Source organism: Algoriphagus sp. 4150, assembly GCF_031457395.1.
In the GTDB taxonomy this organism is placed as follows: domain Bacteria; phylum Bacteroidota; class Bacteroidia; order Cytophagales; family Cyclobacteriaceae; genus Algoriphagus.
This window is the reverse complement of the sequence record NZ_JAVDWS010000014.1, coordinates 125,530-150,886: the sequence shown is the minus strand read 5'-3', so window position 1 is coordinate 150,886 and position 25,357 is coordinate 125,530. Positions and strand designations below refer to the sequence as shown.

The following is a 25,357-nucleotide window of genomic DNA, read 5'->3' as shown; positions in this document are numbered from 1 at the left end:
TTAAACTAGTGAAAGATCATTACAGTTTCCTTGCTCCATACTATAATTCTCTGACCAAATTGGTTTTTGGGAACGAGTTGAAGCATGCAAAAAGTCATTTTGCTAAAGATCTTTCGAATAAAAAGATCTTAATAATCGGCGGTGGAGATGGTCTGGATTACCGGGATTTTCAAAATCGACTTACGGGAGATTATTGGGAGATTTCCGGATCCATGCTCAATAGAGCGAAAGTGAATCTGGCAGAAAGCAAGTTGACTTTTTGCTTGGGATATTTTCAAGCCGAACCGCATAAGTTGTATGATGAGATCTGGCTTCATTTTGTGCTGGATACTATGCCGGATGATGAAATAACTGTTCTTTTACGGGAAATAAAGAAAAGCCTTACCACAGAAGGAAGGATTCATCTTGCCGATTTCTTCGAGCCTAAGAACGCTTACCAGAGATTTTTGAACAAGGGGATGATTACGTTTTTTAGAATAGCCGTGAACCACCGGCGAACCGGTATTCCTGATTATGAGCAGCTATTATTTGCGGAACACTGGCAGAAAAGCTTAGAAAAGGAATTTGTGGGAGGTTGGGTGAAAGCACAGCTATGGCAATCAGGCTGAAGGACTTTCCAATTGCTTTCTGAATTGCTCCGGTGTGACTCCGGCTTTCTTCTTGAACAATCGGCTGAAGTAAGAGGCATCGTCAAATTCTAACTCGTAGGCAATTTGAGAAATGTTCAGGTCAGCATGCGTTAGCAACCTTTTTGCCTCCAGTAGAACTCTGTCCAGTATGAGTTGTGAGCTGGTTTTTCCTACCGACTTTTTACAAAACCCATTGAGCTGCTTCATGCTCAGATTCATTTTGTCTGCATAGAAACTGGCTTCCCTATGCTTCTTAAAATAGTTGTCAACCAGCATTTCGAACTTTTCGAATTGGTCATTCACTAATTTCTCTTCCTGTGAGCCGGAAGTCCTTTTGCCTTTATATCTGTAAAAATAAATGAGAAGTGTATCTGTGAAATTTCTCAGCAAATCCATAGTAGCCCAGGTGGGGTTTTGCGTCTCCAGATGGGCTTTGTCAAAAATGTACAAAATCTCTTTTGCGTCGGATGAATGAATTTCCAGTTTAAGGAAGGCTAGGGTTGGGTTGAAAAGACCGTATCCGTTTAATCTTTTTCTGGAAAAAACAGAAGAATAAAAGTCCGTACTGAAAAAGAGAATATGTCCGTCCGTATCTGATGAAAGTTTCCAAGAGTGAACTTGTCCCGGACTTAAGAAAAAAGCTGAGCCTTGTTCTACGGGATAGGTTTTGAAATCAATGGTATGACTTCCTTTTCCTTGCGTGAACACCACAATAATGTAAAAATCATGCTTGTGGGGCTTTTGTATAAACTGATGTTTTGACAGGTGGTTTCTCAGCCCGGAATAATAGAAATGGGAGGAATCCAGCCTGTCAGACTCGAAATCCGGAATATGCAATATAGGGAGAGGACTTTTGGGCATAGTTGGATATCTTCAATAGTAAAGATAGTTCAAATATACCCACTTCAGAAATGCGTAGAAATCAAGGCGGACTAGGTAGATCTTTGCCTCTGTAAGGGACAAAAATCGAGATCCAGATAGATCTGCTGACCCGATAAATAAACGGCAAGAAGATCAGCACGGTGAGGCCAAGTAATGATAGAAGAAGTTTGAGAGAATAATCCGGATAGATGAGAGACAAAGCCACCCAAGCAGCAATGAAAAGCGCAGTATTGATGGCATAGCTAATGAACATGGCACCGAAGTAGTATCCCGGTTCCGGTTCAAAAGACTGTCCACAATGTGAGCAATGCTTATTCATCACCGAAAACTTAGTGGTTAATAACTTGCCCCGCAAAAACATGTCGCCTTTATGGCAACGTGGACATTTGCATTGATATATACTCTTCAAGGTGGAAAATCTCATTGCTTTTAAGTTTTGACAAAAATACAACAAGCAACATCCTCTGAACTGGATAAAAGCTCCTTAAAATAGGACTTTTGGGCCAGTTATGGTTGTGATTTTTCGATAACTGCCAAAATCAACTCGTCAAAGTATTTTCCATTTCCCGGGCCATACCAGTTCATTTCCCGGACCTCATGGAAATTCTCATCATACAATTCGTCAGGAGTAATATAGCCGATATAGCCGCCATTGAACGTGGTGATGATCAGATTCAAGCCTTTTCTTTGCGCCAGCTTTTCCCACTTTTCATAGAAAACCCCTGAGAGCTCTCCGCTTGAGGCAATCATCAATGTGTTTCCGATTTGGGTGATGTCAAGGTGCGCATTGGTGTCGCCAAGTAAGTAATTGAACAGCCAAGGACGAATACGCAAATTATCAGTAACCCGAAGGTGTGGAGCTCGGAGTGAGATTGGAAGATATCCTGTTTTCATTTCCGAATTGGCGATGGTATCTAAATCAGATGTAGACAAATTCAATGTGGAGTCTAGTTTATGGGCATACAGTTCCACCATTTCGGGTGTGTTTCCGGGTCTCATTGGTCTGTGACTTCCTACAGTCCCCGCAGCATACAGAGCAAATTCAAAACCGCCGGCTTCCAGATCCTTGGTGAGGTAAAAAGGGTAGTCTCCGGATAAGCCCATAAACTTGGTACTCATCGTGGTGGCATGAGCGGAATAGGTAAGGAAAATAGCTTTTTTGCCTGATTTTTTGGTAAAAATAAGCTGTCGGACATAAGGATCTGTAGCACCGCCATTCACAAATCTATTGGCGACCAAATCGCCTGCATCTGATTTTCGATAGGCAATAGAAGTGGTGTCTTGGGAGTTTATTGCATTTCTCAACGCCGAAAGACTCCTGGAAACCATCAGATCTACAACACCTTGATCATACCCGCCAAAAGCCATTTCTCCCATGGGACCCGGCATGTAGCCGCCCATACCGGAGTGCGTATGCGTAGCAGTGAAGATCACTTGGTCTATCGGTAGTTCGGCGGCTGAGATAGCCTTCCGAACTTGCTCAGCAAGATGAGGGTGAACGATCAGTAATTCATAATTAAGCCAAGTAACCCGGGATTTACCGTTGGAAAGTGTCAATGCTTTGACGTAGCTGCTGTCCTGAACAAACTCATATTTTCCTCTGGGTGCATAACCTACCAGATCTGCCGGTTCATCCGGAGTCATATTGACGCTAGACCAACCTGCTATCCAGATGTCTCCCTGTGAATTTGAAAAAGTAGTCTGATCTAACCGCTCAAAAGTTTCCTTGTAAAAACCTTGATCCTGAATCGGTGAGCGATCTACTTTAGTCAATACGACCAAGGCAATTGCCACCAAAACAACAAAAGTCCAGCATAGAACCTTCGTTGTTTTTATTAACATGCTTTTTGCTTTCATTGCTGTTTAATATGTATGTCCACAATTGTACCAGTTTAAGGCAAAAAGCGATTTAATATATGGCAACCACTAGTATTGTCGGTGCTTCGACCTGACCGCCGTGGCGGGTCACCCGTCATCCCCGCCCTATCGGCGAGGAGGGGTCTTCCCGTCAGGTAAGCAAAGAAAATACTGTTACTGGCATGTTTGCGGATACTGAGAATAATTAGTCTGTAAATCCGCTTTTCTGCCAGTAACGAAACAAAAGCAATATAGGATTTGGTAAACTCTAGCATTGAGGCTACTTCGGCCTGCCTACCGGCAAAGGCAGGTCACCCGTCTTCGGTCTTCCGACAAGCAAACCAAAGAAAATAATGCTACTGGCATCATTTCGGATAATCATAATAATTAATATTCAAAAGTGCCGTGAGGGCTGTTGATGGTTACTTTTTTGCCTTGGTGAGGTTCTACCCGACCGACGATTTGAGCTTCTACGCCATAGGATTCAGCGATATCGATAATCTCCTCTGCATCTCGCTCGTCAAGATAAACTTCCATTCGATGGCCCATATTGAAAACTTTGTACATCTCTTTCCAATCGGTACCACTTTCTTCTTGGATGATTTGAAAAAGTGGAGGCGTTTCAAAAAGATTGTCCTTGATCACATGCACATTCTCTACAAAGTGAAGCACTTTGGTCTGGGCTCCACCGCTGCAATGTACCAAGCCGTGAATTCTAGGTCTCATGTAATTCAGCACATCCACCATAATCGGCGCATAAGTTCTGGTAGGAGAGAGTACAAGCTTTCCTATATTGACAGGAGAGCCCGGAGCCGGATCGGTCAGATTATATTTGCCTGAGTAAACAAGGTCTTCCGGTACAGAAGGATCAAAGCTCTCCGGGTATTTTGTTTTCAATACTTTGTTGAACACATCATGACGGGCAGAGGTTAGGCCGTTGCTTCCCATGCCACCGTTATAGAATGTTTCGTATTTTGCCTGACCAAAAGAAGCCAATCCTACGATTACATCACCGCCTTGAATCTGATCATTGGAGATTACCTCGTCACGGCGCATTCTGCAAGTAACAGTGCTGTCCACGATAATTGTTCGGACCAAGTCTCCCACATCGGCAGTTTCACCACCGGTCAGTACGGCATTTACTCCATTGTCCCGTAGCATCTGAAGTACTTCTTCGGTGCCTTCGATGATGGCAGAGATCACTTCGCCCGGGATAAGGTTTTTGTTTCTCCCAATCGTGGAAGAAACGAGGATATTGTTGATTGCACCCACACATAGCAAGTCATCTGTGTTCATGATGATGGCGTCTTGGGCTATTCCTTTCCATACACTCACATCACCTGTCTCTTTCCAATAGGAATAAGCCAAAGAGGATTTGGTACCGGCTCCGTCCGCATGCATGATATTGCAGTATTCAGGATCGTTGCCAAGGGTGTCTTCTACGATTTTGCAAAAGGCGTGAGGGAAAAGTCCTTTGTCAAGATTAGAAATAGCCTTGTGGACATCTTCTTTGGAAGCGGAAACTCCGCGCTGCATATATCGCTCGTTCATGAGCGCAAAGTTAATAGGTTCTATCCAAAATGGATGAATAAGACGGGTAAAGTTGAATCGGCAGCTGAGGAGAATGAATTTAACCGCAAAGGACACGGAGGTTTTCGCAGAGAACGCAATTGAATATAATCCGAGAATTCGGCTCAAGTTGAGATTAGTTTAGTCTCATGACTTGGACTTAAATTATGGCAGTCTTCAGACTGCTTCATGTTTTGAATATAAAAGTCCTGCTTCTGGAGAAGCAGGACATTTTCTCTGCGGAAAACTCAGTGGGCTCCGTGGTGAAAATCAGTTAACCCCGGAATGCTCCAGCACCATTGACTTCACACATTCTACCCAGGTATCTTCAGAATTCAAACTTGGCACCAAATCCCATTCCTCTCCACCGGCTTCCAAAAACTTATCGCGGTATTCTCCTGCGACTTCCACGGTGGTTTCCAGGCAGTCAGCAACAAAAGCTGGGGAAAAGGCAAGTACTTTCTTCACTCCCTGTGCAGCCAATTCATCGATAACTACGTCGGTATATGGCTTCACCCAAGGGTCTTTTCCCAGTCTAGACTGAAAGCAGTTTACGGTTTTCTCTTCCGGGATTCCTAATTTGCCGGCTATCAGTCGGGTAGTCTGGAAGCATTGCGCACGGTAGCAATAGTGGTTTTTTGCCCCATATTTATTGCAGCATGCTCCTAACTGACAATAACCGTCTACGGATCCTTTTAGAATCTGTCGTTCAGGAAGGCCATGGTATGAGAACAGGATTTTATCATACTCTTTTCCTTCCAGCATCGCTCTGCCCCGTTCTGCCCAAGCTTCCACAAATAATGGATGTTCTATGAAATTACTTATAAAGGAAATGTCAGGAATAATCTGCCAGCCTCTGGCGATCTCCATCACTTTGTCCTGAACCGATCCCGTAGAGGCAGAAGCATATTGGGGAAAGAGTGGCAATACTATGATTTTGGTCACATGGGCTTTTTGCAATTCATCCAACCCGGCTTCGATGGATGGACTCTGGTATCTCATGGCGATAGCTACTTTGTACTGCTTGGGGTCAAGTTTTTCTATCAACCGATCCCTGAGATCTTCGGTGTGGAAAAGTAGGGGAGAGCCTCTTTCTGTCCATAGCTTACGGTATTCATGTGCTGATTTGGGAGCCCGGAAAGGCGCGATTATAAAATTGATCAGCATCCATCTGGATAGAAATGGAATGTCGATCACACGTCCATCCATTAGAAATTCGCGAAGGTATTTTCTTACATCGCCGGTAGCGGTGCTATCTGGAGTTCCCAGGTTCACCAGCAAAATGCCGGTTTTTCCGGTTTTAGTCATGAGCGCTCTATTGTGAAGATTTCCTAATGAGAACCCAAAAGTAGTGCTTTGGTTCTTTTTTTTACATTGAAAGATTCAAATCCTCATTGAAAGTTTCAACCATAAAAAAGCCCGGCATAGGCCAGGCTTGTTATAAATTTGCTGATTATTCTCATTAGGTGTCCTCAGAGATCAATTTGTCTACTTTTTGTTTGACTTCCGGATTGGTGTTGTAAGCCATGTAAATTGCCTCAAACTTCTCGGTCGACATTTTGTTGTCGTCGATTACCTTCTCAATTTCTCCCTGAAGGCTTTCCTGGAGTTTCATGATCTTTTGGCCTACTGCATTAAATTTTTCCAATTCTTTAGGGTCCTGAGAAACCTCCTGAAGTTTGCCTCCTTGTTGTGCTTGGGCAAGCTCCTGGAATCTAGGTACTTCCATGCCTACCTCTTCAATAGAACTGACCATGTCGGTCTGGATGTTTTCCTGCAAAGGCATGATTTCCTTATTGATTTTCACGAATGTCTCGATCTCTTTTTCCGAGAAATCTTCTTGCACTCCTTCCTGTACAGTTGGAGGAAGAGTCTGCTGCTGTCCTATTGCTACATTGGCCATAAGGAATGCCGCCACCACAGCAAATGAGAATAATTTTGATGATTTTAGATTGTTCATGTGGTTGTTGTTTTGGTTTAGCTTCTGCTAACCTACTAAACCCTATATAAAACCCCTAATTTAAATCCTATTAATTCTTGTTTTTAACCTGTTTTAACGAAAAAAAGAACTAGTTTTCCGTAGCATCCCCACAGATTTTTAGATGATTTATTGAATATGTAGCGGGGCTTTCTCACGCAGTGCCCATTTCATCAGCGGGCCGCTTGTCATCGATGTCACCAGTGCCATTACAACTAATGCGACGAAGAGCTTTTCGTCGATTAGGCCATTTTCCAAGGCGATAATGCCCAGGATTATTTCCATAGCTCCCCTTGCATTCATCCCAAAACCTACAGCCAAGGCGTCTCTTAGTGTATAGCCCGATCTATAAGCGCCGAATCCACTACCGACAATTTTACCTGTAAATGAAATTGCCAGAATTGCCAAAATTAAAAGAACATCGAAATTTGCAGCAAAGTCAATTTTTAGCCCAATCGAGACAAAGAACAAAGGCGCAAAGATGTTGTTGATAAACTGATGTATGATTTCTTTTGCTTTTTCTGATAGATGGTCAGAGTCACCAAGAGCCACGCCAAATATAAAGGCACCAAATATTGCATGGATCCCCAGCCATTCGGTAAAAGCAGCTGCCAGAAAACAAAAGGCCATAGAAAGGGACAAAAGCCCTCCGGGCCATGCTAACTTTTTATTGATCCAAGGCAAGACACGATTGATCATGGCCTTTCCCAATGTCAACATAAAGGCTGTGAATAATAGCGTAATTCCGATTGTGTTGAAAAGCGAAAGATTCGCTGTTTGCCCCATAAAAGACAGGATAACTGAGAAAATCAGCCATCCAATGATATCATTTACCATAGCTCCTGCCACAATTACCATCCCCATTTTGGTCTTAAACAAGTTCATATCCATGAGGATTCTGACCACTACAGGCAGCGCTGTGATGGACATGGCTGTGCCCATGAACAAGGAAAATAGCAGTCTGTTTCCTTCTCCCAATCCAAAGAACTCGGAAAAGAAGTACGGAAATATAAATCCCAAAACAAATGGAATGACCAATCCCAGCAAGCTGATGGCTAAGGCAGATTTACCCTGTGACCATACCAAGTGGAGCTCTACTTCCAATCCGGCTACAAAAAGAAGTAGTATTACGGCCACTTGGACTATACCGTCCAAAGCCAGATTTGAAGGCGGATTACTTTGAAATAAGAAATCGAAAACCTCCGGTCCCAAAGATCCCAATATCGTAGGGCCTAAAACTACCCCGGCCAGAATTTCCCCGACCACGGAAGGTTGATTGAATTTCTGGGCAATTTCTGCAAACACCCGGGCCAATAACAACATACTGGCAAGTTGCAGGAGCAAATTGATGACATCCTTGTGCGCTAAGCTTTCCATCTTTTACTTTATAATTAGAAGGTTGCAAGGAAGCTCAGTTAGTACTTCTTCAAGGTCATGAGGAAAAAGACGGTCTATAAATGTGTACCCATTTTCATCACCCATGATCAACAAATCTGCATTAAAAGCCTCACAATAACGGACTAATTCTACAGCCCATTTGCCAGCGGTTATTTTGATATTGATTTTCAAACCTGTTTTATCCAAGCCTTTGAGTATTTCCTGTACATACCTGACCTCCTCTTGTATCAATTTTCGCCGAGTGTTTGATACTTCGTTTTCAGGTCCCTCCGAGGCTGTGGCCATTCTAAATCCGTATAACTTTATTTCATTGAGAATATGAACGTGGGGAACTTGCTCTATCTGACAGAATTTCAACCCTTGTTCAATTACTTTGGGAGTTACCTCCAGCTGCGTGCCATTGATTACCACTTTGGAGAATCTCTTCGCGTTTACTTGAGGGTTAATCAGGGTCAGTACAGAACAGCTGGATTTTCGGATCACTTTCCTCCCTACAGAACCCATGTAGTAGGTAAGCATTTTCTCACGCTTCAATGCTCCGGCCACCAGCAAGTCGGCTTTTTGTTCTTTACATGCTTCCAGGATCATTTTTACAGGTTTCCCTTCTTTCCAGATTAGCTCGGTTTTGAGCTTGTCCAAGCCTGTTTTGATGATAATCTCATCGAGTTTTGCTTCCAGTTCATCGGTTTTTTTGCCGATATGAATGAGAATCAGATCAGATCCAAAAAGCTGGACCAGTCGTTTGGTTTCAGAAATCAAAGCTTCCATCCTAGGGGAAAAAGCTATGGCAAGGGCTACTTTTTGATACATTGCTAAAAGGTAATGCCCTTAAATAAGCGAATTTTGCCCAGCTGTCCAACATCTCTTTTATAACTCCATTTATCACAAGCAATTCCCATTCAAGTGGTATTTCCACATTCACAAAAAGGATAAGACTTTTTATCGCCAAATTTTAGTAAAATTTATACGCCTTTCTTCAAGGAGAAAATCGGCAAATCAGATATTTAAAACCCAAACATTTATGAAAAAAATACTACTCAGTTGGTTGCTGGTCTGCGGGATGGGCATGTCGGGAGTTGCTTATGCTCAGACAGACTACCCAACCCTGACTCAACTCAATCAGCGTTTGCAGCGCATAGCGTCCAATGCTTCCGCTGAACTCACATCACTCACCAAAACCGATGGGGACAAAGATATCTGGGTTCTGAAAATTGGTACCGGTCAAAAGGATCAGAAGCCCGCATTGGCAGTAGTCGGTGGAGTGGAAGGCTATGAGGTGTTGAGCGTAGAGCTTGCAGTTCAATTTGCCGAAAAATTAGTGGCAGATCATCGGAAGGCATTGGAATCTACGACCTTTTACATTTTCCCAAATATGTCTCCGGATGCATATGAGCAATATCATGCTGCGCTAAAATATGAGAGAAGGGGAAACGCTGTGTCAGTAGATCATGACCGTGATGGGATTCCGGGTGGCAGTGGCTATACGGATCTGAACGGGGACGGAATGATCACTGTGATGCGGGTAGAAGATCCGATGGGAGATTATTTAGTCTCAAAGGAGGATGAAAGAGTACTGGTAAAAGCTGATAGATCAAAAGGCGAAGCAGGAAAGTATCTGCTTTACAAGGAATCCAAAGATGATGACAAAGACGGTGAATTTGCTGAAGACCTGAAAGAAGGAATCGCATTCAATAAGTCGTTGACGTACAAATTTCCCGTATTCGAGCCATTGGCCGGAGATATGCCCGTGAGCCAAAAGGAATCCAGGGCCATGTTGGATTATTTATTTGAACAGTGGAATATTTTTGCTTTTGTTACTTTTTCTCCGGCTAATAATTTGTCTTCACCGCTGAAGTACAATGCAGGAAATGCTACCAAGCGTGTGGTCACTTCTATCTTAGAAAAGGATCAGGCTATCAATACACTGGTGTCAGATCTCTATAAAGAAACCGTAAAGCAGCAATCGTATCTGCAAGATAATCAAGGGACTGATGGTGATTTCTTTCAATGGGCATATTTCCACTTCGGTAGGCTGAGTTTCAGTACTCCGGGTTATTGGGTGCCTGAATTCAAGGATGCTACGGGGAAGGGCAAGTCCAATGCTGAAGCCAATTTCTTGGCCTGGGCGGATTCTCTGGGTATGAATGATGTTTTCGTGCCTTGGACTGAAGTACAGCACCCTGATTTTCTGGGCAAAAAAGTGGAAGTTGGAGGGATTAAGCCTTTTGTGATGAGAACTCCGACTTTTGAAAAAGTAGATGAAATCGCTGCTCAGCATACAGAATTCATCCTAAAATTGGCAGGGATGCAACCAAAACTGGAGATTCACAATGTGAAAAGTGAATCGCTTGGCAACGGACTAAGCCGGGTGACGCTGGATCTTTTCAACAACTCTGCGATCCCAACTCACTCGGAAATGGGAGAGAAATCCAGATGGCTGCGCAAAATCAGAATTGATATGGATGCCACGCCAGACAAAATTGTGTCAGGAAATAAAATTGAACTAGTGGATTCCCTCGGTGCATATGAAAAAGTCAGCTTCAGCTGGATTATTCGGGGTTCAGGAAATGTGACTGTAAAGGCAGGCGCTTCTCACGCCGGTTTCACTTCTACTACTTTAAAACTCTAAGCCATGAAAACCATGAAAATATCAAAATTAGTCTTTGCCTTGGCTGTGGGTGCTTTTAGCTTTGTAAGTTATAAAGCTGAGGCACAGGAGAAGTTTTTTCGGGCAATAGGTACTCCCCACAATCCCAAAGTAGAAATCGCTTTCAACAGATATTATACCTATGAGGGGTTGGTGGATAATATGAAAAAGATTGCGGCAGCGCATCCAAACCTCGCCAAACTCGAATCAATAGGAAAATCCTACGAGGGCCGTGATATAATGACGCTGACGATTACTGATTTTTCCACAGGAAAAGACACGGACAAACCGGGCATGTGGATCGATGGGAATATTCACTCCAATGAAATTCAGGGAGGAGAGTTCTCTCTGTATGGCGCTTGGTACCTGACTGAAATGTTTGCTGACAATGAGTTTGTCAGGCAACTCCTCAAGGATAAAACCTTCTACATCACACCTACTATTAATCCTGATGCAAGAAATAACTTTTTTTTAGAGCCAAATACGGCAAATTCCCCACGATCCGGAATGATGATTTTGGACAATGACGGGGATGGCGAAGCAGGAGAGGATATGATGGATGATCTGGATGGAGATGGCCACATTACGATGATGATCCGGAAATCACCTACCGGTCGCTACATCAAAGATCCACAGGATCCCAGAAAGTTGATTATGGTGGGGCCTGATAAGAGGGGAGAGTACGAAATGCTGGGCCAAGAAGGTACTGATTTGGATGGTGATGGCCGTGTGAACGACGACGGTATAGGGTATTACGATCCCAATCGGGACTGGGGCTGGAACTGGCAGCCGGATTACATCCAGCGTGGCGCTTTGAAATATCCCTTTACACTTCCTGAAAATCGATCTGTCATGGAGTTTGTGATGAAGCATCCGAATATAGCAGGGGCTCAAAGTTTCCATAACTCTGGTGGAATGATTCTTCGAGGGCCGGGTGCTGAAGAGGACGTAAATACTTACAATCGGGACGATATCAGAATCTATGACGCTATTGCACAGCGGGGAGAGGAGATGATTCCAGGTTATAGGTATTTGACGGTTTACAAGGATCTTTATTCTGTGTTCGGAGGAGAATTGGATTGGTTCTATGGAGTGCGGGGCGTATTTACCTATTCCAACGAGCTGATGAATTCTTACCTCTATTTTCACAAGGAATCTCAGGGACGTGGACAAGACGAAATGTTTAAGGTGGATGAGTTATTGACCATGGGGGATGCATTTGTAAACTGGCATGAGTTTGATCATCCGCAGTTTGGGACTGTGGAAATCGGTGGATTTAAGAAGAACTTTGGCCGTGCCCATCCGGGATTTTTACTTGAGCAGGATGCACATAGAAATACGGCTTTCACGATCTATCATGCGTATCACACTCCAAAGCTGTCTGTAATGGATGTGAAAGAAGAAGAGTTGGGTGGAGGTTTGAAAGCCATTACAGCCACCATTTTCAACGAGCGACTGATGCCAACTCATGCAAGCCAGGATCTCAAATACAAAATCGAAAGACCGGACTACGTTACTATATCCGGAGCCAAGGTAGTAGCGGGATTTGTAGTTGAAGATGAGGATTTCAACAAATTTACCGAGCAAAAGGTAACTCCTGAGAAAATATCAGTTGCGAATATACCCGGTATGACCGGAGTGAAAGTGAAGTGGATTGTATCTTCAGGATCTAATTATTCCATTGCAGTGGATTCTGCTAAAGGAGGGAAAGCAAGTTGGAAGAAGTAGTAAAGTCACAGTGATCGGTCCCAGTAAGCATTGTTGACCTGTTTTCTGACGATGAGATAAAGAAATGAGGCTGCCTCATTATCATGTTTTCTTGTCAGGCTGAGTAAGGAAAATTTAGAATTTACAAAAGAGTAGTGACAGCAAGGTAATTAGGGACAAATTAAGGTCATCCTGAGCACTTGAGAGACGAGAGTCTCGAAATCGAAGGGTTCTCTTCCTTCAGACTCCCGTCTTCCGGGTGCTCGAACTGACACAATACCAATACCTGCTCACTCAGATTAAATCCGTCATTGGGAGCAGCTTGCCTCGCCTTGGCGGGAAGTCGAAGCCTTTTATGTGCTAATTAAGCCCATTTCGACTTTCATGCCTTCGGCAGACTGGCTGCTCAATGTGACAATTATATGAGACAGCCTCCTTTTAAGGATTCTCACCACAAGGGTTGCGAAGGTTTGCGAGGAGGATACCATTTTTGACATTACCTCTTCCGGATTTTAAGGGCTGCTTGGAGAGAATACCTTTATTGTCAGTCCAAAAAACGAAAGTTGAAAAGCCTGTGTGAAGACAGCTGGGATTACTAACCTTTGTAGTAGAGCAGGTTAATAGCTATTAATCCTTTTTCTTGGGTCAGAGATTTCAGTTTATGTTGGCGGAAAAATAAAATCATTTCATTGGCTGTGTCCTCTGTGTTAACTTCCATGATCATTGCGGTAAAAAAAGCGTGCTAAAAACAAAACCCCGCTCGATTGCTCAAGCGGGGCTAGTTTATAGAAAATTGGTTTAGCTTATAGGCTAGTCACATATCCTTCAAATCCTGATGCAGTTTTCACTTTAAAGTTGATACCTGCTCCACTTACTTTGTCGATAGTGTAGATTTTGTGAAGACCTTGAGGATTATCGATTTTCTCAGAGTGGATCAATTTGTCACCATCGTAGATCATTACTTCGATGTCTTTTGCTTCAAGGTTGCTTACAAGCAATCTGTATTTGTTGTCACCCATAGGAGAAACTCTAGAGAATACGGCCGGAGTTTTAGCTACAAAGTTGTTGAAAGAGGCAGTTCTCAGTACGCCTGTTTCGTCCATAACTTCTACAGAGTAGTTTCCTTCAGGAAGTGCTTTAAGATCATATTTCTTAGCAAATGCCTCTGTCTTGTTGATTTTGTCTCTTAAGATCAACCTATCTTGAGAATCTGTGATTTTCACGATCACGGTACCATGTGGCGCTTCATTGAAAGCTACTGATACCTTGGTGGTTTCAGTCTGTCTGATTTGAACAGCCGTGCCTTCAGATTTTGCGAACGCTCCTGCAGCGATCCCCGCTACAAAAAGCAATGTGAATAATTTTTTCATTTAATAATTGGTTTGAATAGGTTCTAAATTTTGTGTAACCGCCGGACGGCTGATCCGTCTCTTGGAGGGGTGTTTTGGGCTACAGTTTCCATCGGGGTAACCGATTGGTTTGTTATTACAATTCAAAGGTACGACGGAAAATGATAATTGCAAATACTTCAATAAAAAAAGATAATTGTTAATGATTTCGTAACAGAACAATGTAAAATTTATGAATTTAATAAAATGCTTTCGCAATCGATAGCGAAACTCTTTGTGTTTTGCGTTTTTGTGGTTTTGAAGAATATTTTACTGAATTTTTTATTTTTGCAAAATATAATGACTACAGGTAAAAAGCATTTCTACGGATTCCCAATGGAAATTTTGTCAAAAAAAATTGAAAATTTTTTTTGACAGCCTTTTGCAATGACCTGAAATCAAGCCGGTTTTGGGATTTTAGTGACTTTACTAGTGGGAGCTTGGTTGAATTTTATCCCACAATTTTAGGATGGACAAAAAAAACAGGCTTAGAAAATCAATTCTAAGCCTGTTTAAGGAGTACTTGCAAAAATTGGAATTTCTGTGATTTCTGATTTTTCGGAAGAATTAATTTCTTCCCTTGTAATTTGTCGCTTTGGCTACCATTTCCTGGTCAAATTTCCCCTTCAATTCCACGACCATTAGGTCACCGTCATCACCTCCCACCAGCACTACTAAATCAGAAATGGTATTGCCTCCTTTGGAATAAACCACCACACCACCCTTTTTTCCTTCAGAAGCTTCCATTAGCAGCTCATATCGTTCCTTTTCCAGGCCTTTTTGCAATGCCTTGTATTCCACTCTGGATTTGTCCGCATGATCGGGTAGTGTAAAGAAATTCAATTTCTCAATTGATTTGGCTACGGTCGCCATGTCATTTTTATCCATGTCGATTTTGAAGCCGTTGGCAAAGTTCATGAAATTGCCTCCCAGCTCCATGTGGAAGAAATCATCTTGGCTTTTGTATTTTTCATACAGGGCTTTGACGCTTTTGCTTTGTGCCTGGACGGCCATCACCGCTCCGATTAGTGCTAAGGTTAGAATTAACTTTTTCATAGTCTTATTTATAGTATGGCTAGTTTAAATGATTTTCAATTCCTGAAACCTTGTCTTTTGACCTCCGGTTTCGCTCTACTTGCTACTTGCTACTTCATTTGCTTCCCTTCGATCCTTTACTCCCTTTGCCATAGAGATCCATTCCCGGTATATCCGTCTTTTCGGCAAGTAGGTTGAGGTCTTCGTAAGTAAAATTTCCCAGCATGGATAGTAGTGTGAAATCACCTTTTTTACCGGAGATCATCATCAGCTCTTTCACTAATCCCCCTTCTTCACGAACCATAAATTTCAGACTGCTGTCCTTGTCTTGAACCACCATCAGATCTTCGTATTTATTTTGACTGAGGGTTCCCATTGCCTCCTTATAGAAAGTCAGTCCGTCCACTTCGGTTGAGGAAAGAATCCGGATTCCTTTCACTTTTAATATCAATGACCCCAGATCTTCGGCATCTTTATCTGTTCCTGCATTGCTTTTCAGAAAGCCTCCCGCCATTTGCATCATCTTCGGGCTGATATACACCCTGGAAAAGCGGTCATCATCCATGTATTTGGAAAAAAAACGCTGGATGGCATCGTCCTGAGCTTGCGCCTTAATTATAAAGGCGAAGACCAAAAGTGGAATTAGAAGAAATTTTTGCATGGCTTATTTAATTATAGCGTTACCAAATAATTGGTTTGTCGTATTCAGGTATTTTAAATCATTCATCACATGCATTTCCTCCTGTCCCTTGGATAGATTGGTTTGGATCAGGGCAAAGGCCTGCATCACTTCCATGTACGCCTGCTTCTCAGCCTGCTTTTGCTCATATACTGTCCATCCCCAGATAGATCCGGCAAGGATTGCCACTGATGCTGCCCAGTTCATCCAATTTCCGGATTTGATTGGGATGGTCTTGGTAGGCATCTTTAGGTTCGGCTCTTCGGAAGAGAAGGTGCTGGTGCCTAAGAACAATGCTTTCTCATCCTCATAGCCGGAGGCAGTTTGAAGCAGATTTTTTAGTTCTTGTTCTTCCGCCAGACTTGTTTCCGCTTCCCAGTACTTTTCGAGTAATTCGTCTATTCGCTGGTTCATTTGGTTGATTTTTGGTTTAGCATCCGCTCTCGGATACTTTTTCTAGCTCTGTGAAGATTTACTTTCACTTGCTCCGGACTGATGTCCAGATGCTCGGTGATTTCCCCGTAACTCAATCCTTCCACCTCTCTTAGGAGGAAAATTTCCTGTTGGCGCAGTGGCAATCCCTTTACAAGATTCATTACCTGTCTGACAGAATCCTTTATGTCTTCAGAAACCGGTTCTTCCATTGTCAATTCTTCCAGTCCTTCTAATGATTCCAGTTTCTTGGTCTGTCGAAAGTGCATTAACACTTCATTTTTCAGGCTTTTCACCAGCCAGCCGGCAAGGTTTGGGTGACTGCTAAGTTCCTCCTCCTTTCCGAAAGATTTCTCAAAGACATTCTGAAGCATATCCTCCGCCAAGGACCGATCCCTCACCCAGAGGTAACCCAGCCTGTAGAGCCTGCCTCTTTGCGGCCAGATATGTGCTTCAAAAAATGACTTCATTTAATACGGTAATGCATGGGAATGGCAAATGTTACAGTTGTGAAGAAAAAAAGTTAAAGTTTTTTACACATACAGGGAAAAGGGAAGAGCTAAAGACTCTCAATAAGTTAAGTATTTTGATTGGGATGGTTAGCTAGACTAAATTGCTTCTAAATTAGCGATAGAAATAGTATGCATGCCGACTATTTCTTAATTTGCCTATCAGCATCCAAAAAATGATTCAGTATCTTACGATAAAGAAATTGCAACACTAATGAATGTAGGATATACAGATGAGATGAAAGTAGGGGGGATTGTTCTGAGTTTTAGTTCAGAATATGGAATTGTGCACTTTGCGAAATCTTTGTACTCTTTGTGGTTAAAAAAAGACATAAAAAAAGCCATGAATTGCTTCATGGCTTGTGGTGATAAGTGGACTCGAACCACCGACTCACGGATTTTCAGTCCGATGCTCTACCAACTGAGCTATATCACCTTGTTGTAAAGTGATGCAAAGGTAGGTATTTGAGTATTTGAAGCAAGCCATTTTAGAAAAAAATATAGACCAAAACCCAAGAAATACGCTAATATCATCACTATGAGCTTTTTACCTCAATTATTATTTTTGATCATTTTGGCCATTACAGGCTTCTTTTTGATCAAACGTGTCAAATTCCTTCGTAGGAATATTTTACTGGGCAAAGCTGAAACTAGAAATGATCAGCCGGGCAAACGATGGAAGGCAATGATACGAGTTGCATTCGGGCAGCAGAAAATGTTCAAGAGAATAATACCTGCTCTTCTGCACCTGTGCGTTTATGTGGGCTTTATGGTGATTAATCTCGAGGTTTTGGAGTTTGTCATAGATGGTATGGTCGGGACACATCGGATCTTTGCTCCTTTTTTGGGAGCCGCTTATTCCATAGCAATGAATATTTTTGAATTTCTCGCGGTGGCCGTGCTTGTTTCCTGTGTCATCTTTCTGATCAGAAGAAATATTGTCAAGCTACCCCGCTTCATCAATCCTGACATTAAAGGGTGGCCGGCATTAGACGCCAATATTATCCTGATTATGGAGGTTGTTCTGATGATAGCTATTCTGAAGATGAATGCAGCCGATCAGGTGCTGGCCTCGAGGGGCGTGGATCCATATATTCCTGTTGGAGGGTTGTTTTTCAGCGGATTATTAGCACCCCTTTTTGAAAGCTTCAGTTCGGAATTTCTGATTTTCACAGAAAGGGTTGCTTGGTGGTTCCACATTATCGGGATTTTGGCTTTTGGAGTTTATGTCACTTATTCCAAGCATTTGCATATTTTTCTGGCTTTCCCAAACACATGGTATTCGAATCTGAAGCCTAAAGGTGAAATGTCAACTATGCCGGCTGTGACCAATGAGGTGAATATGATGCTCGGTATTCCTGTGGATACTTCGGCTGATCCTCCTGCTGAAATCGGTCGATTTGGAGCCAAAGACATCAATGATTTGAGTTGGATTAATGTGATGAATGCTTTCTCCTGTACTGAGTGCGGTCGTTGCACAGCAGAATGCCCGGCGAATATTACCGGCAAAAAACTTTCTCCGAGAAAGATCATGATGGACGTGCGTGACCGGGCTGAAGAAGTAGGAAGAAGTCTGGATACAGGGGGAAAAGGACTAGATGATGGTAAGTCACTTTTGGGGGATTATATCACCAAAGAAGAGTTGAACGCCTGCACCAGTTGCAATGCCTGTGTGGAGGCTTGTCCGGTGAATATTGATCCGCTTGTAATCATTTTGGAAATGAGACGCTACGTGGCCATGGAAGAATCCGGTACTCCGGCACAATGGAATGCAATGTTTCAAAATATGGAAACCAGCTTTGCACCATGGAAATTCAGTCCTTCGGATCGATTCAACTGGGCAGAGAAAGTGAAAGATGAAGAAATGGAGTAATCAGTTGCCAGTCTCAGTCATCAGTTTCAGTAGGCAAGTAGACTCGGTAAGTGAAGTGAAATAAATAGTATAAAGAATTTGGGGTTTCTGGGCAGAGATCATTTCTGAATTAGAGATCGAGCTCGTAAATCGTAATTCTCAAATCGTAATTCTAAATTATGTCTACATATAAAGTTCCAACCATGGCCGAGATGGCCGGCAAAGGAGAGAGTCCCGAAGTACTGTTCTGGGTGGGCTGTGCCGGATCATTTGATGATCGATATAAAGCCGTTACTCAGGCTTTTGTCAAAATCCTGAATAAGGTGGGAGTAAGTTTTGCTGTGCTCGGCCCTGAGGAAGCCTGTACAGGCGATCCTGCCAGACGTGCCGGGAATGAATTCCTTTTCCAGATGCAAGCTGTGGCAAATATTCAGGTGATGAACGGGTACAACATCAAAAAGGTAGTCACGGCTTGCCCGCACTGCTTCAATACGATCAAAAACGAGTATCCTGCCTTGGGAGGGAATTACGAAGTGATTCACCATTCGCAGTTTCTCCAGCAATTGATCAATGCCGGTAAAGTGGCACTGAAAGGAGGCGGAGAATTCAAAGGAAAGAAGATCACCTTTCACGATTCCTGTTATTTGGGCAGAGCCAACAATGTATATGAAGCGCCACGTGAAGTGATCAAAGCCTTGGATGTAGAACTGGTAGAGATGAAACGCTGCAAGACCAAAGGACTTTGCTGTGGTGCAGGAGGGGCGCAGATGTTTAAAGAGCCTGAACCGGGAAAAAAAGACGTTAATGTGGAGCGGACTGAAGAAGCTTTGGCGACGGGAGCCCATGCAATAGCTGTAGGATGTCCATTCTGTCTTACCATGATGACAGACGGGGTGAAGAGTAAGGAAAGAGAAGCTGATGTGAAAGTCTATGATCTGGCAGAAATGATCGCCAAGGACATGGGGATTTAAGTTTTTTCCATGAATCAATTTGACCCTTTTTGCCGTTAGGTAGAAAGGGTTTTTCTTTGCCAAAACGTAGCAAGCAATTATGTACATTGAATTTAAAGATATGCCGGAATATTCACGGGTTTGGGTTTACCAGGCCGCACGTCGATTTTCCGAGTACGAAAAGGATCTGATCACATCTAAGTTATCCGTCTTCTGTGATGGCTGGAACACACACGGCAATAGAATGCCTTCATCTTTTGAGATTCTGGACGGGCAGATCTTGGTGTTGGCTGTGGATGAGTCGGGTCTGGGAGCAAGTGGATGCTCCATTGATAGCTCGGTGAGGACATTGCGCGAGCTGGAAGATGAAATAGAAAACAACCTTACCGATCAGGGTAAAGTGACTTTTAAATCCAGTTCGGGTGAAATCAGCGTAGCTTCGGCATTGGGAATAAAATCAAAAGTAACTTCCGGAGAGATCGATTCTCATACACCCGTGATCAATCCTCAGGTTCAAAGCAAAAAAGACTTGGAAAGTGTGTGGATTTTGGCAGGGAAAAGTTGGCTGAGCAGATACTTTCCAAATTAATTTAGTAATATTCACAATAGATCATCAATAGCCCCCTCAGATGAAAAACCATTTTTTTTGGATTTGTGCTATACTTCTCTTTGGAGTAAGCTCATGCAAAAGCCTACAGGAGAAAGGTAATGACCAGTTTCTTTCCGGTCAGTACCAATATGCCATCAATACCTTTTCCCAGATCTTGGCAGATGATCCCGAAAATATAGAAGCCAATCAGGTAGTAGCGGAGAGTTACAGGCTGTCTAATAGAATAGAAAATGCGGCTCCTTATTATCAGAAGTTGGTGGAAGAAAATCCTTCCTTTGACAACTATTATCGGCTGGGCTTGAGCTTAAAGGCACTGGATAAAGACGTGGAGGCGACTGAAGCTTTCCAAAAAGCAAAAGACTATACGCAGGATGAAACCTATTTGGCAGAGACACAACGTCAACTTGAGGCCATCAAGCTATCTGAGGGAATAGCCGATTACTGGCCAAATCATGTGCTGACAAATTATAAAGACCTCAACACAGCTGGACCTGATTACGCTCCTGTGATCAGCGAAGGCTTTCTTTATTTTACTTCAGGGCGCCAGGCAAGTGGACTTTACCCGGCTGACGGTTCTCCTTATACCAAATTATTCAGAGCGCGGGCAGAAGGGCTTCGCGTTGATGTAAGTGGCGCGCAGGCTCTTCCGGAATTTAAAAATGAAGAAGGCCTGAATCAAGCCGCAATTGCGATCAGCCCTGATGGCAACACGATTATCTACGCAAGAGGGAATTCTACTTCTGATAAAGACCTCCCCGAAACAGCACTTTTTGTTTCCTACTTCAGAGGAGGTGGATTTACTCAGCCGATTTGGATGCCTGTGAATGAAGACGAAACTTGGTGGAATTCGACCCCTGCTTTTTCCCCTGACGGTTCTGAGCTGTATTTTGCATCCAATAGGCCGGGAGGTTTTGGAGGAATAGATCTTTATAAGGCAACCAAGCTGGCGAACGGAGATTTCGGTAATGCCGTCAATCTTGGGCCCAATATAAATACGCCGGGAAATGAGCTTTTTCCGCGGCCTATGGCTGATGGTAAGTTTTTTTTCTCATCAGATGGACATCCCGGGTATGGGAAATTAGACCTTTTTGTAGCTGAAAAAGACGAGTCCGGAAAACAGGTGATCAAAAATCTAGGTGAAAATTTCAACAGTACAAACGACGATTTCTCTCTTTTCTTCACTGAATACCCCAAAGCCGGTTTTATTTCCTCCAACCGCGAAGGCGGGGTAGGAGACGATGATATTTATTTCTTTGAGGATAAGACCCCTAAACCGAAAATCATCAATGTACTACTAAACGTGTTCACCAAGCAACGAATCGCAGGCGAAGATGATGCCGTACTGGAGCAGGCAAGAGTAGTATTATACGACGGAAATAATAAGCAAACCGGTGGAGACTTCTCCAATACAAATGGCCGTGTAAGATTTACGTTGACTCCGGACGCTGACTTTACCATCATCGCATCCAAGAATGGCTACTTCTCTAAGTCGGTACCCTATACTACCAAGGGCAAGACGCCGGATATTTCCACACTCGTGCAGGATGTGACCAATATTACGCTAGACACGACGATCGTATTGGATCAGCTTGTACTGGATCGTTCTATCGTATTGGAGAATATTTACTACGATCTGGATAAAGCTGAGATCAGAGCCGATGCTGCAGTAGAATTGGATAAATTGGTTCAGATACTGAAAGATAATCCTGCGATCAGAATCGAGCTAAGCTCTCATACGGATGACAGGTCATCTGAGTCTTATAACCAAAACTTATCCCAGCGAAGAGCTCAATCCGCGGTCGATTATATCGTGTCTCAAGGAATAGCTGTAGATAGGCTGGTAGCCAAAGGCTATGGTAAAAGTCAGTTGATCATAGAAAATGCCAAGACGGAGGAAGAGCATCAGGTAAACAGAAGAACAGAATTTAAGGTGATAGAGATTAAGGAATAGGAACAGGAAGGAAGTAATCCCCGTGTAAGGGTAAGAAGTAAAAGGTGTCAAGTAAAATCTACAAATCTATGTTGCAACTTGCCACTTTCTACTTACTACATTTTACACCTATTTCACCTTCCCAACAATATCTCTCACAATCATTCCGGCATGGACCACACTGTTTTCGATAAAGAATTCCCGGGTGTTCAATCCCCCACAAACCACTCCTGCCAGATAAACTCCGGGCACATTCGATTCGTGGCTTAGCTCATTGTACTGGGGTTGGCATTTCTCGTCTTCACTTAGTTTTACCCCGAGTTGATTCAATAGCCCAAAGTTGGGCTTGTATCCTGTCATGGCAAGGACGAAGTCATTTTCTATCGTCACATCACCTTCAGGTGTGGTGATCACCACCTCGTGTTCCCGGATCTCCTTGAGCTTTGATTTTGTGAAGGCCTTGATTGAGCCTTCGTTAATGCGATTGACAATGTCTGGGCGTACCCAGTATTTTACAGCTTGATCCACTTCTTCATCCAGCAAAACCATACTGACTTCAGCGCCTTTTCTCCAAGTTTCCAATGCGGCATCCACGGCCGAATTGGCTCCTCCTACCACTACGATTTTTTGGTTGATAAATGGCCAAGGCTCTTTGTAGTAGTGATGCACCTTCGGCAAGTCCTCGCCGGGAATGTTCATTAGATTTGGCAAATCATAAAAGCCGGTTGCCATTACTATATTCTTTGCCAAGTACTTTCCTTTTGAGGTTTTGACTTGGAATACTTCCTCTTTTTTTTCCAAGGTCACCACTGCTTCATAAAGCTTCACATTAAGATCAAAGTGGGAGAAAATCCTACGGTAATATTCCAATGCCTCTGTGCGGTTGGGTTTGTTCCCTATCGACATAAAGGGAATCCCTGCCATCTCCAATCTGTCGGAGGTGGAAAAAAAAGTCATATTGATCGGGTAATTATAAATAGAATTGGTCAGTGCGCCTTTTTCTATAATCACATAGTCCAACCCTGCTTTTTTTGCTTCTACACCACAGGCCAGGCCGATAGGGCCCCCGCCGATGATCAGCATTTCATATATCTTCGTCATTCGCTTTTAATAGGTTTTTCCGGCTGAAACTGAAATTTCCGGTCTTCGAATCTGTGGTAATCCCACTCGAAAGTCCGCTCTTTAAGTTTGGTAAATCCGGATTTATGCTGTAACACAGCCGTAGAAGAAACAGTGCCGTAATTGCCTTCGATTCTAACGAGTTGAGAAGAAAGGGCAATCTCCATCTCAGGAGGAATCCCGGTAAAAGGAAGGAGTGCAGGATCTGCTGTGTCCGTAGATTTTAGAATCTCAAGCAGGTTGTCTTCATCAAACTGCTGTGTCAGCAATTGTTCTAACTGTAGCTTGGCAAGCTGTGATTTTGGCCAGGGATCGTGGATTAGTCCGTTACTTAGGCCATATACTCCAGGCAGGATTTCTTTGATTTCTTCTCCGAAATTGCTGTAGTAAAAAAGCCGATTTTCATCTGATACAAGCAGATTGAATCCATCATAAAGGGCTTTGTTCTGTTCAATTTCTTCGAGGTAGGCTTCAGGATCTATTTGGCTCTCAAGAAAATTCTGCACAAGTTTTCCTCTACTGATTTTTGACTCGCGCTGGTGGATGAAATCTCTGTAGTTGGTCAATAATGACCATCTGCCATTGGGATGAATGCCAAACCAGGTGCCGCCGCTTCTCATATCTTTTCCTGCATAGAATCCGGATTCCCAATGGTGCATGGCTTGGGTAGGACGCTCGAAAAACTCATCACGATTTGCACTGATGATCAATGGATATGTGGGATGGGATTTCCAGGAAAAAGCTACTAAACACATGGCTCAAAAATAAGAAAGAAAAGACCGGAACATCCGGCCTTTGGGTGATTATCCGGCTTTTATTTCCTTCAGGCTTGGGTAATCGGTGTATCCTTTTTCTCCTGGGGTATAGAAGGTTTTTTGGTCTGGGCTTGCTAACTCAGCACCTTGTTCAAAGCGTTCTACCAGATCTGGATTGGAGATGTATAATGTGCCATAAGCCACGGCATCCGCATTACCTGCCTCGATTACTTTATTGCCTTTTTCCCGGTCAAAACCGTCATTGATCACCAATGTGCCTTTATATAACGGGCGAAAGTGCTTAGCTATATGACTGACTAGATAAGGAATATCTGAAACGTCTGAAGAGGGCTCGCATAGATGTAAATAAGCGAGATCATAATCATTGAGTTTCTTTACGATGTATTCAAAAGTAGGAATTGTCTGTTCATCGGCAGTAGTGCCAAATTCGCCTGTTAGAGATGGATTCAATCTTAATCCTATTTTTTGTTCAGGCATTACTTCTTTGAGTGCATCTATGATTTCAAACAAAATTTTTGCCCTATTCTCTATGGATCCACCATATTCGTCCCTTCTCACATTACTGGTAGCATTGAAGAACTGATGAAGTAAGTAACCATTGGAACCGTGGATTTCTACTCCGTCAAATCCTGCTTCCATTGCATTTTTTCCCGCATTCTTAAAATCTTGGACAGTTTGCTTGATTTCTTCCCGGGTCATTTCTTTTGGAGTGACCGTTTCTTTAAAACCTTCCGGGGTATAGGATTTTTCGTGGGGATTGATTGCAGATGGAGCCAAGGGCAATTTTCCATTATGGAAATCAGGGTGGGACAATCTGCCTACGTGCCACAGTTGGATGAATATATGACCGCCTTTCTCATGCACGGCTTTAGTGACACGTTTCCATCCTTCTATCTGTGCATCAGAATGGATCCCAGGGGTATTGATATAACCTATGCCTTGTTTGGATATCTGCGTAGCTTCTGTAATAATCAGACCGGCAGAAGCCCGCTGTGCATAGTATTTCTCGTGAATCTCAAATGGTTTGTTTGAGGGATTGGCAGCTCGGCTTCTGGTCAGCGGTGCCATCCAGATTCTGTTTTTCAATGCTAGCCCTCCTGAAAGTGTGATGGGTTTTAATAATGCCTGATCGCTAATCATGTCGTGGTTGGTTTAATTCTAAAAATTCTATGTCTATACAACTAATAAGGATGGTTTTAAGTTCGCTTTTAGCCTTGGAGTTGATATAGAAAATAGGTGATGAAAAGGTTGTGCCCTTTAGTATATTCCATAGAAAAATGCTCCATAATTTAAGTAGGTTATGATGATCGTCTGGGCTATTAAAGTCCCTCTTGAGGGTGTTAAATAGTCTTTTAGAAAATAATTATTTATAATAATTGTCTGAAAATCATTGATTTAACAATTTTTAAT

Annotated in this window: 23 protein-coding genes and 1 tRNA gene; 7 read left to right on the top strand and 17 right to left on the bottom strand. The window is 42.9% G+C overall.

The window, feature by feature from the left end:
• Positions 1-8 precede the first annotated feature (8 nt).
• On the top strand, positions 9-608 hold the full coding sequence (locus J2X69_RS17185) for a class I SAM-dependent methyltransferase (RefSeq protein WP_310106039.1): 600 nt from the start codon (positions 9-11) through the stop codon (positions 606-608).
• On the opposite strand, the gene J2X69_RS17180 is transcribed toward J2X69_RS17185, so the two are convergent.
• The 8 genes from J2X69_RS17180 to J2X69_RS17145 all read right to left on the bottom strand — a co-directional run bounded on the left by J2X69_RS17180 (position 600) and on the right by J2X69_RS17145 (position 9,123).
• Positions 600-1,490: an AraC family transcriptional regulator gene (locus J2X69_RS17180; RefSeq protein WP_310106036.1), complete on the bottom strand. Its 891-nt coding sequence runs from the start codon at positions 1,488-1,490 to the stop codon at positions 600-602. The two genes, J2X69_RS17185 and J2X69_RS17180, sit on opposite strands and share 9 nt — an antisense overlap.
• 61 nt (positions 1,491-1,551) lie before the next feature.
• The gene (locus tag J2X69_RS17175) at positions 1,552-1,830 is read right to left on the bottom strand and encodes a DUF983 domain-containing protein (RefSeq protein WP_310106033.1); all 279 of its coding nucleotides are present in this window, start codon (positions 1,828-1,830) and stop codon (positions 1,552-1,554) included.
• A gap of 188 nt (positions 1,831-2,018) precedes the next feature.
• Positions 2,019-3,353, bottom strand: a complete 1,335-nt coding sequence (locus J2X69_RS17170) for a neutral/alkaline non-lysosomal ceramidase N-terminal domain-containing protein (RefSeq protein ID WP_310106030.1) — start codon at positions 3,351-3,353, stop codon at positions 2,019-2,021.
• A 402-nt stretch (positions 3,354-3,755) separates the two neighbouring features.
• The gene (locus J2X69_RS17165) at positions 3,756-4,919 is read right to left on the bottom strand and encodes an AIR synthase related protein (RefSeq protein ID WP_310106027.1); all 1,164 of its coding nucleotides are present in this window, start codon (positions 4,917-4,919) and stop codon (positions 3,756-3,758) included.
• Positions 4,920-5,207: 288 nt separating this feature from the next.
• A complete protein-coding gene (gene hemH / locus J2X69_RS17160) occupies positions 5,208-6,245 on the bottom strand; it encodes a ferrochelatase (RefSeq protein WP_310106024.1) in 1,038 nt (345 codons plus the stop codon).
• A gap of 154 nt (positions 6,246-6,399) precedes the next feature.
• A complete protein-coding gene (locus J2X69_RS17155) occupies positions 6,400-6,897 on the bottom strand; it encodes a DUF4168 domain-containing protein (protein WP_310106020.1) in 498 nt (165 codons plus the stop codon).
• Positions 6,898-7,044: 147 nt separating this feature from the next.
• The gene (locus J2X69_RS17150) at positions 7,045-8,292 is read right to left on the bottom strand and encodes a cation:proton antiporter (protein WP_310106018.1); all 1,248 of its coding nucleotides are present in this window, start codon (positions 8,290-8,292) and stop codon (positions 7,045-7,047) included.
• 3 nt (positions 8,293-8,295) lie between these two features.
• Positions 8,296-9,123 (bottom strand): universal stress protein, encoded by an 828-nt coding sequence (locus tag J2X69_RS17145; protein WP_310106016.1) that lies wholly within the window; start codon positions 9,121-9,123, stop codon positions 8,296-8,298.
• Positions 9,124-9,334: 211 nt separating this feature from the next.
• Here J2X69_RS17145 and J2X69_RS17140 point away from each other — a divergent pair, with 211 nt between their 5' ends.
• Together J2X69_RS17140 and J2X69_RS17135 are read left to right on the top strand one after the other, a co-directional pair.
• Positions 9,335-10,942: a M14 family metallopeptidase gene (locus J2X69_RS17140; RefSeq protein ID WP_310106013.1), complete on the top strand. Its 1,608-nt coding sequence runs from the start codon at positions 9,335-9,337 to the stop codon at positions 10,940-10,942.
• Between the two features lie 12 nt (positions 10,943-10,954).
• A complete protein-coding gene (locus tag J2X69_RS17135; protein ID WP_310106010.1) occupies positions 10,955-12,688 on the top strand; it encodes a M14 family metallopeptidase in 1,734 nt (577 codons plus the stop codon).
• A gap of 782 nt (positions 12,689-13,470) precedes the next feature.
• Here the strand turns inward: J2X69_RS17135 and J2X69_RS17130 are convergent.
• From J2X69_RS17130 to J2X69_RS17105, 6 genes are all read right to left on the bottom strand, one after another.
• Positions 13,471-14,037 carry a hypothetical protein gene (locus J2X69_RS17130; RefSeq protein ID WP_310106006.1) on the bottom strand — a complete coding sequence of 189 codons (567 nt, stop codon included), beginning with the start codon at positions 14,035-14,037 and terminating at the stop codon, positions 13,471-13,473.
• A 585-nt stretch (positions 14,038-14,622) separates the two neighbouring features.
• Positions 14,623-15,111, bottom strand: coding sequence for a DUF4252 domain-containing protein (locus J2X69_RS17125; protein ID WP_310106003.1), 489 nt, complete (start codon positions 15,109-15,111; stop codon positions 14,623-14,625).
• A gap of 94 nt (positions 15,112-15,205) precedes the next feature.
• Entirely contained in the window at positions 15,206-15,751 is a 546-nt protein-coding gene (locus J2X69_RS17120) for a DUF4252 domain-containing protein (RefSeq protein ID WP_310106000.1), read from the bottom strand.
• A 3-nt stretch (positions 15,752-15,754) separates the two neighbouring features.
• Positions 15,755-16,183, bottom strand: a complete 429-nt coding sequence (locus J2X69_RS17115; RefSeq protein ID WP_310105997.1) for a hypothetical protein — start codon at positions 16,181-16,183, stop codon at positions 15,755-15,757.
• Positions 16,180-16,671: an RNA polymerase sigma factor gene (locus J2X69_RS17110; RefSeq protein ID WP_310105995.1), complete on the bottom strand. Its 492-nt coding sequence runs from the start codon at positions 16,669-16,671 to the stop codon at positions 16,180-16,182. The genes J2X69_RS17115 and J2X69_RS17110 overlap by 4 nt, the downstream gene beginning before the upstream one ends.
• Positions 16,672-17,073: 402 nt before the next feature.
• Positions 17,074-17,146, bottom strand: a tRNA-Phe gene (locus tag J2X69_RS17105).
• Positions 17,147-17,248: 102 nt separating this feature from the next.
• Here J2X69_RS17105 and J2X69_RS17100 point away from each other — a divergent pair.
• The 4 genes from J2X69_RS17100 (at position 17,249) to J2X69_RS17085 (ending at position 22,073) form a co-directional block, all read left to right on the top strand.
• Positions 17,249-18,583, top strand: a complete 1,335-nt coding sequence (locus tag J2X69_RS17100) for a 4Fe-4S dicluster domain-containing protein (protein ID WP_310105992.1) — start codon at positions 17,249-17,251, stop codon at positions 18,581-18,583.
• A 158-nt stretch (positions 18,584-18,741) separates the two neighbouring features.
• Complete coding sequence (locus J2X69_RS17095; RefSeq protein ID WP_310105988.1) at positions 18,742-19,533, top strand: (Fe-S)-binding protein; 792 nt, start codon at positions 18,742-18,744, stop codon at positions 19,531-19,533.
• A gap of 79 nt (positions 19,534-19,612) precedes the next feature.
• On the top strand, positions 19,613-20,101 hold the full coding sequence (locus J2X69_RS17090; RefSeq protein WP_310105985.1) for a hypothetical protein: 489 nt from the start codon (positions 19,613-19,615) through the stop codon (positions 20,099-20,101).
• 40 nt (positions 20,102-20,141) lie between these two features.
• Positions 20,142-22,073, top strand: a complete 1,932-nt coding sequence (locus tag J2X69_RS17085; RefSeq protein WP_310105982.1) for an OmpA family protein — start codon at positions 20,142-20,144, stop codon at positions 22,071-22,073.
• 108 nt (positions 22,074-22,181) lie between these two features.
• On the opposite strand, the gene J2X69_RS17080 is transcribed toward J2X69_RS17085, so the two are convergent.
• From J2X69_RS17080 to J2X69_RS17070, 3 genes are read right to left on the bottom strand one after another with little or no spacing between them, the layout of a single operon-like run.
• Positions 22,182-23,153 (bottom strand): YpdA family putative bacillithiol disulfide reductase, encoded by a 972-nt coding sequence (locus tag J2X69_RS17080; protein ID WP_310105979.1) that lies wholly within the window; start codon positions 23,151-23,153, stop codon positions 22,182-22,184.
• Positions 23,150-23,926 carry an NRDE family protein gene (locus J2X69_RS17075; protein ID WP_310105976.1) on the bottom strand — a complete coding sequence of 259 codons (777 nt, stop codon included), beginning with the start codon at positions 23,924-23,926 and terminating at the stop codon, positions 23,150-23,152. Before J2X69_RS17075 ends, J2X69_RS17080 begins: the two co-directional genes overlap by 4 nt.
• Positions 23,927-23,974: 48 nt before the next feature.
• Entirely contained in the window at positions 23,975-25,087 is a 1,113-nt protein-coding gene (locus J2X69_RS17070) for an alkene reductase (RefSeq protein WP_310105974.1), read from the bottom strand.
• Positions 25,088-25,357: the final 270 nt, after the last annotated feature.

Coding starts and splice junctions, on each gene's coding strand:
- J2X69_RS17115 (WP_310105997.1), bottom strand. CDS start 16,183: ATGAACCAGCGAATAGACGAATTACTCGAAAAGTACTGGGAAGCGGAA.
- J2X69_RS17070 (WP_310105974.1), bottom strand. CDS start 25,087: ATGATTAGCGATCAGGCATTATTAAAACCCATCACACTTTCAGGAGGG.
- J2X69_RS17090 (WP_310105985.1), top strand. CDS start 19,613: ATGTACATTGAATTTAAAGATATGCCGGAATATTCACGGGTTTGGGTT.
- J2X69_RS17075 (WP_310105976.1), bottom strand. CDS start 23,926: ATGTGTTTAGTAGCTTTTTCCTGGAAATCCCATCCCACATATCCATTG.
- J2X69_RS17085 (WP_310105982.1), top strand. CDS start 20,142: ATGAAAAACCATTTTTTTTGGATTTGTGCTATACTTCTCTTTGGAGTA.
- J2X69_RS17120 (WP_310106000.1), bottom strand. CDS start 15,751: ATGCAAAAATTTCTTCTAATTCCACTTTTGGTCTTCGCCTTTATAATT.
- J2X69_RS17100 (WP_310105992.1), top strand. CDS start 17,249: ATGAGCTTTTTACCTCAATTATTATTTTTGATCATTTTGGCCATTACA.
- J2X69_RS17155 (WP_310106020.1), bottom strand. CDS start 6,897: ATGAACAATCTAAAATCATCAAAATTATTCTCATTTGCTGTGGTGGCG.
- J2X69_RS17130 (WP_310106006.1), bottom strand. CDS start 14,037: ATGAAAAAATTATTCACATTGCTTTTTGTAGCGGGGATCGCTGCAGGA.
- J2X69_RS17125 (WP_310106003.1), bottom strand. CDS start 15,111: ATGAAAAAGTTAATTCTAACCTTAGCACTAATCGGAGCGGTGATGGCC.
- J2X69_RS17095 (WP_310105988.1), top strand. CDS start 18,742: ATGTCTACATATAAAGTTCCAACCATGGCCGAGATGGCCGGCAAAGGA.
- hemH (WP_310106024.1), bottom strand. CDS start 6,245: ATGACTAAAACCGGAAAAACCGGCATTTTGCTGGTGAACCTGGGAACT.
- J2X69_RS17180 (WP_310106036.1), bottom strand. CDS start 1,490: ATGCCCAAAAGTCCTCTCCCTATATTGCATATTCCGGATTTCGAGTCT.
- J2X69_RS17150 (WP_310106018.1), bottom strand. CDS start 8,292: ATGGAAAGCTTAGCGCACAAGGATGTCATCAATTTGCTCCTGCAACTT.
- J2X69_RS17175 (WP_310106033.1), bottom strand. CDS start 1,830: ATGAATAAGCATTGCTCACATTGTGGACAGTCTTTTGAACCGGAACCG.
- J2X69_RS17145 (WP_310106016.1), bottom strand. CDS start 9,123: ATGTATCAAAAAGTAGCCCTTGCCATAGCTTTTTCCCCTAGGATGGAA.
- J2X69_RS17080 (WP_310105979.1), bottom strand. CDS start 23,153: ATGACGAAGATATATGAAATGCTGATCATCGGCGGGGGCCCTATCGGC.
- J2X69_RS17110 (WP_310105995.1), bottom strand. CDS start 16,671: ATGAAGTCATTTTTTGAAGCACATATCTGGCCGCAAAGAGGCAGGCTC.
- J2X69_RS17170 (WP_310106030.1), bottom strand. CDS start 3,353: ATGTTAATAAAAACAACGAAGGTTCTATGCTGGACTTTTGTTGTTTTG.
- J2X69_RS17140 (WP_310106013.1), top strand. CDS start 9,335: ATGAAAAAAATACTACTCAGTTGGTTGCTGGTCTGCGGGATGGGCATG.
- J2X69_RS17165 (WP_310106027.1), bottom strand. CDS start 4,919: ATGAACGAGCGATATATGCAGCGCGGAGTTTCCGCTTCCAAAGAAGAT.
- J2X69_RS17135 (WP_310106010.1), top strand. CDS start 10,955: ATGAAAATATCAAAATTAGTCTTTGCCTTGGCTGTGGGTGCTTTTAGC.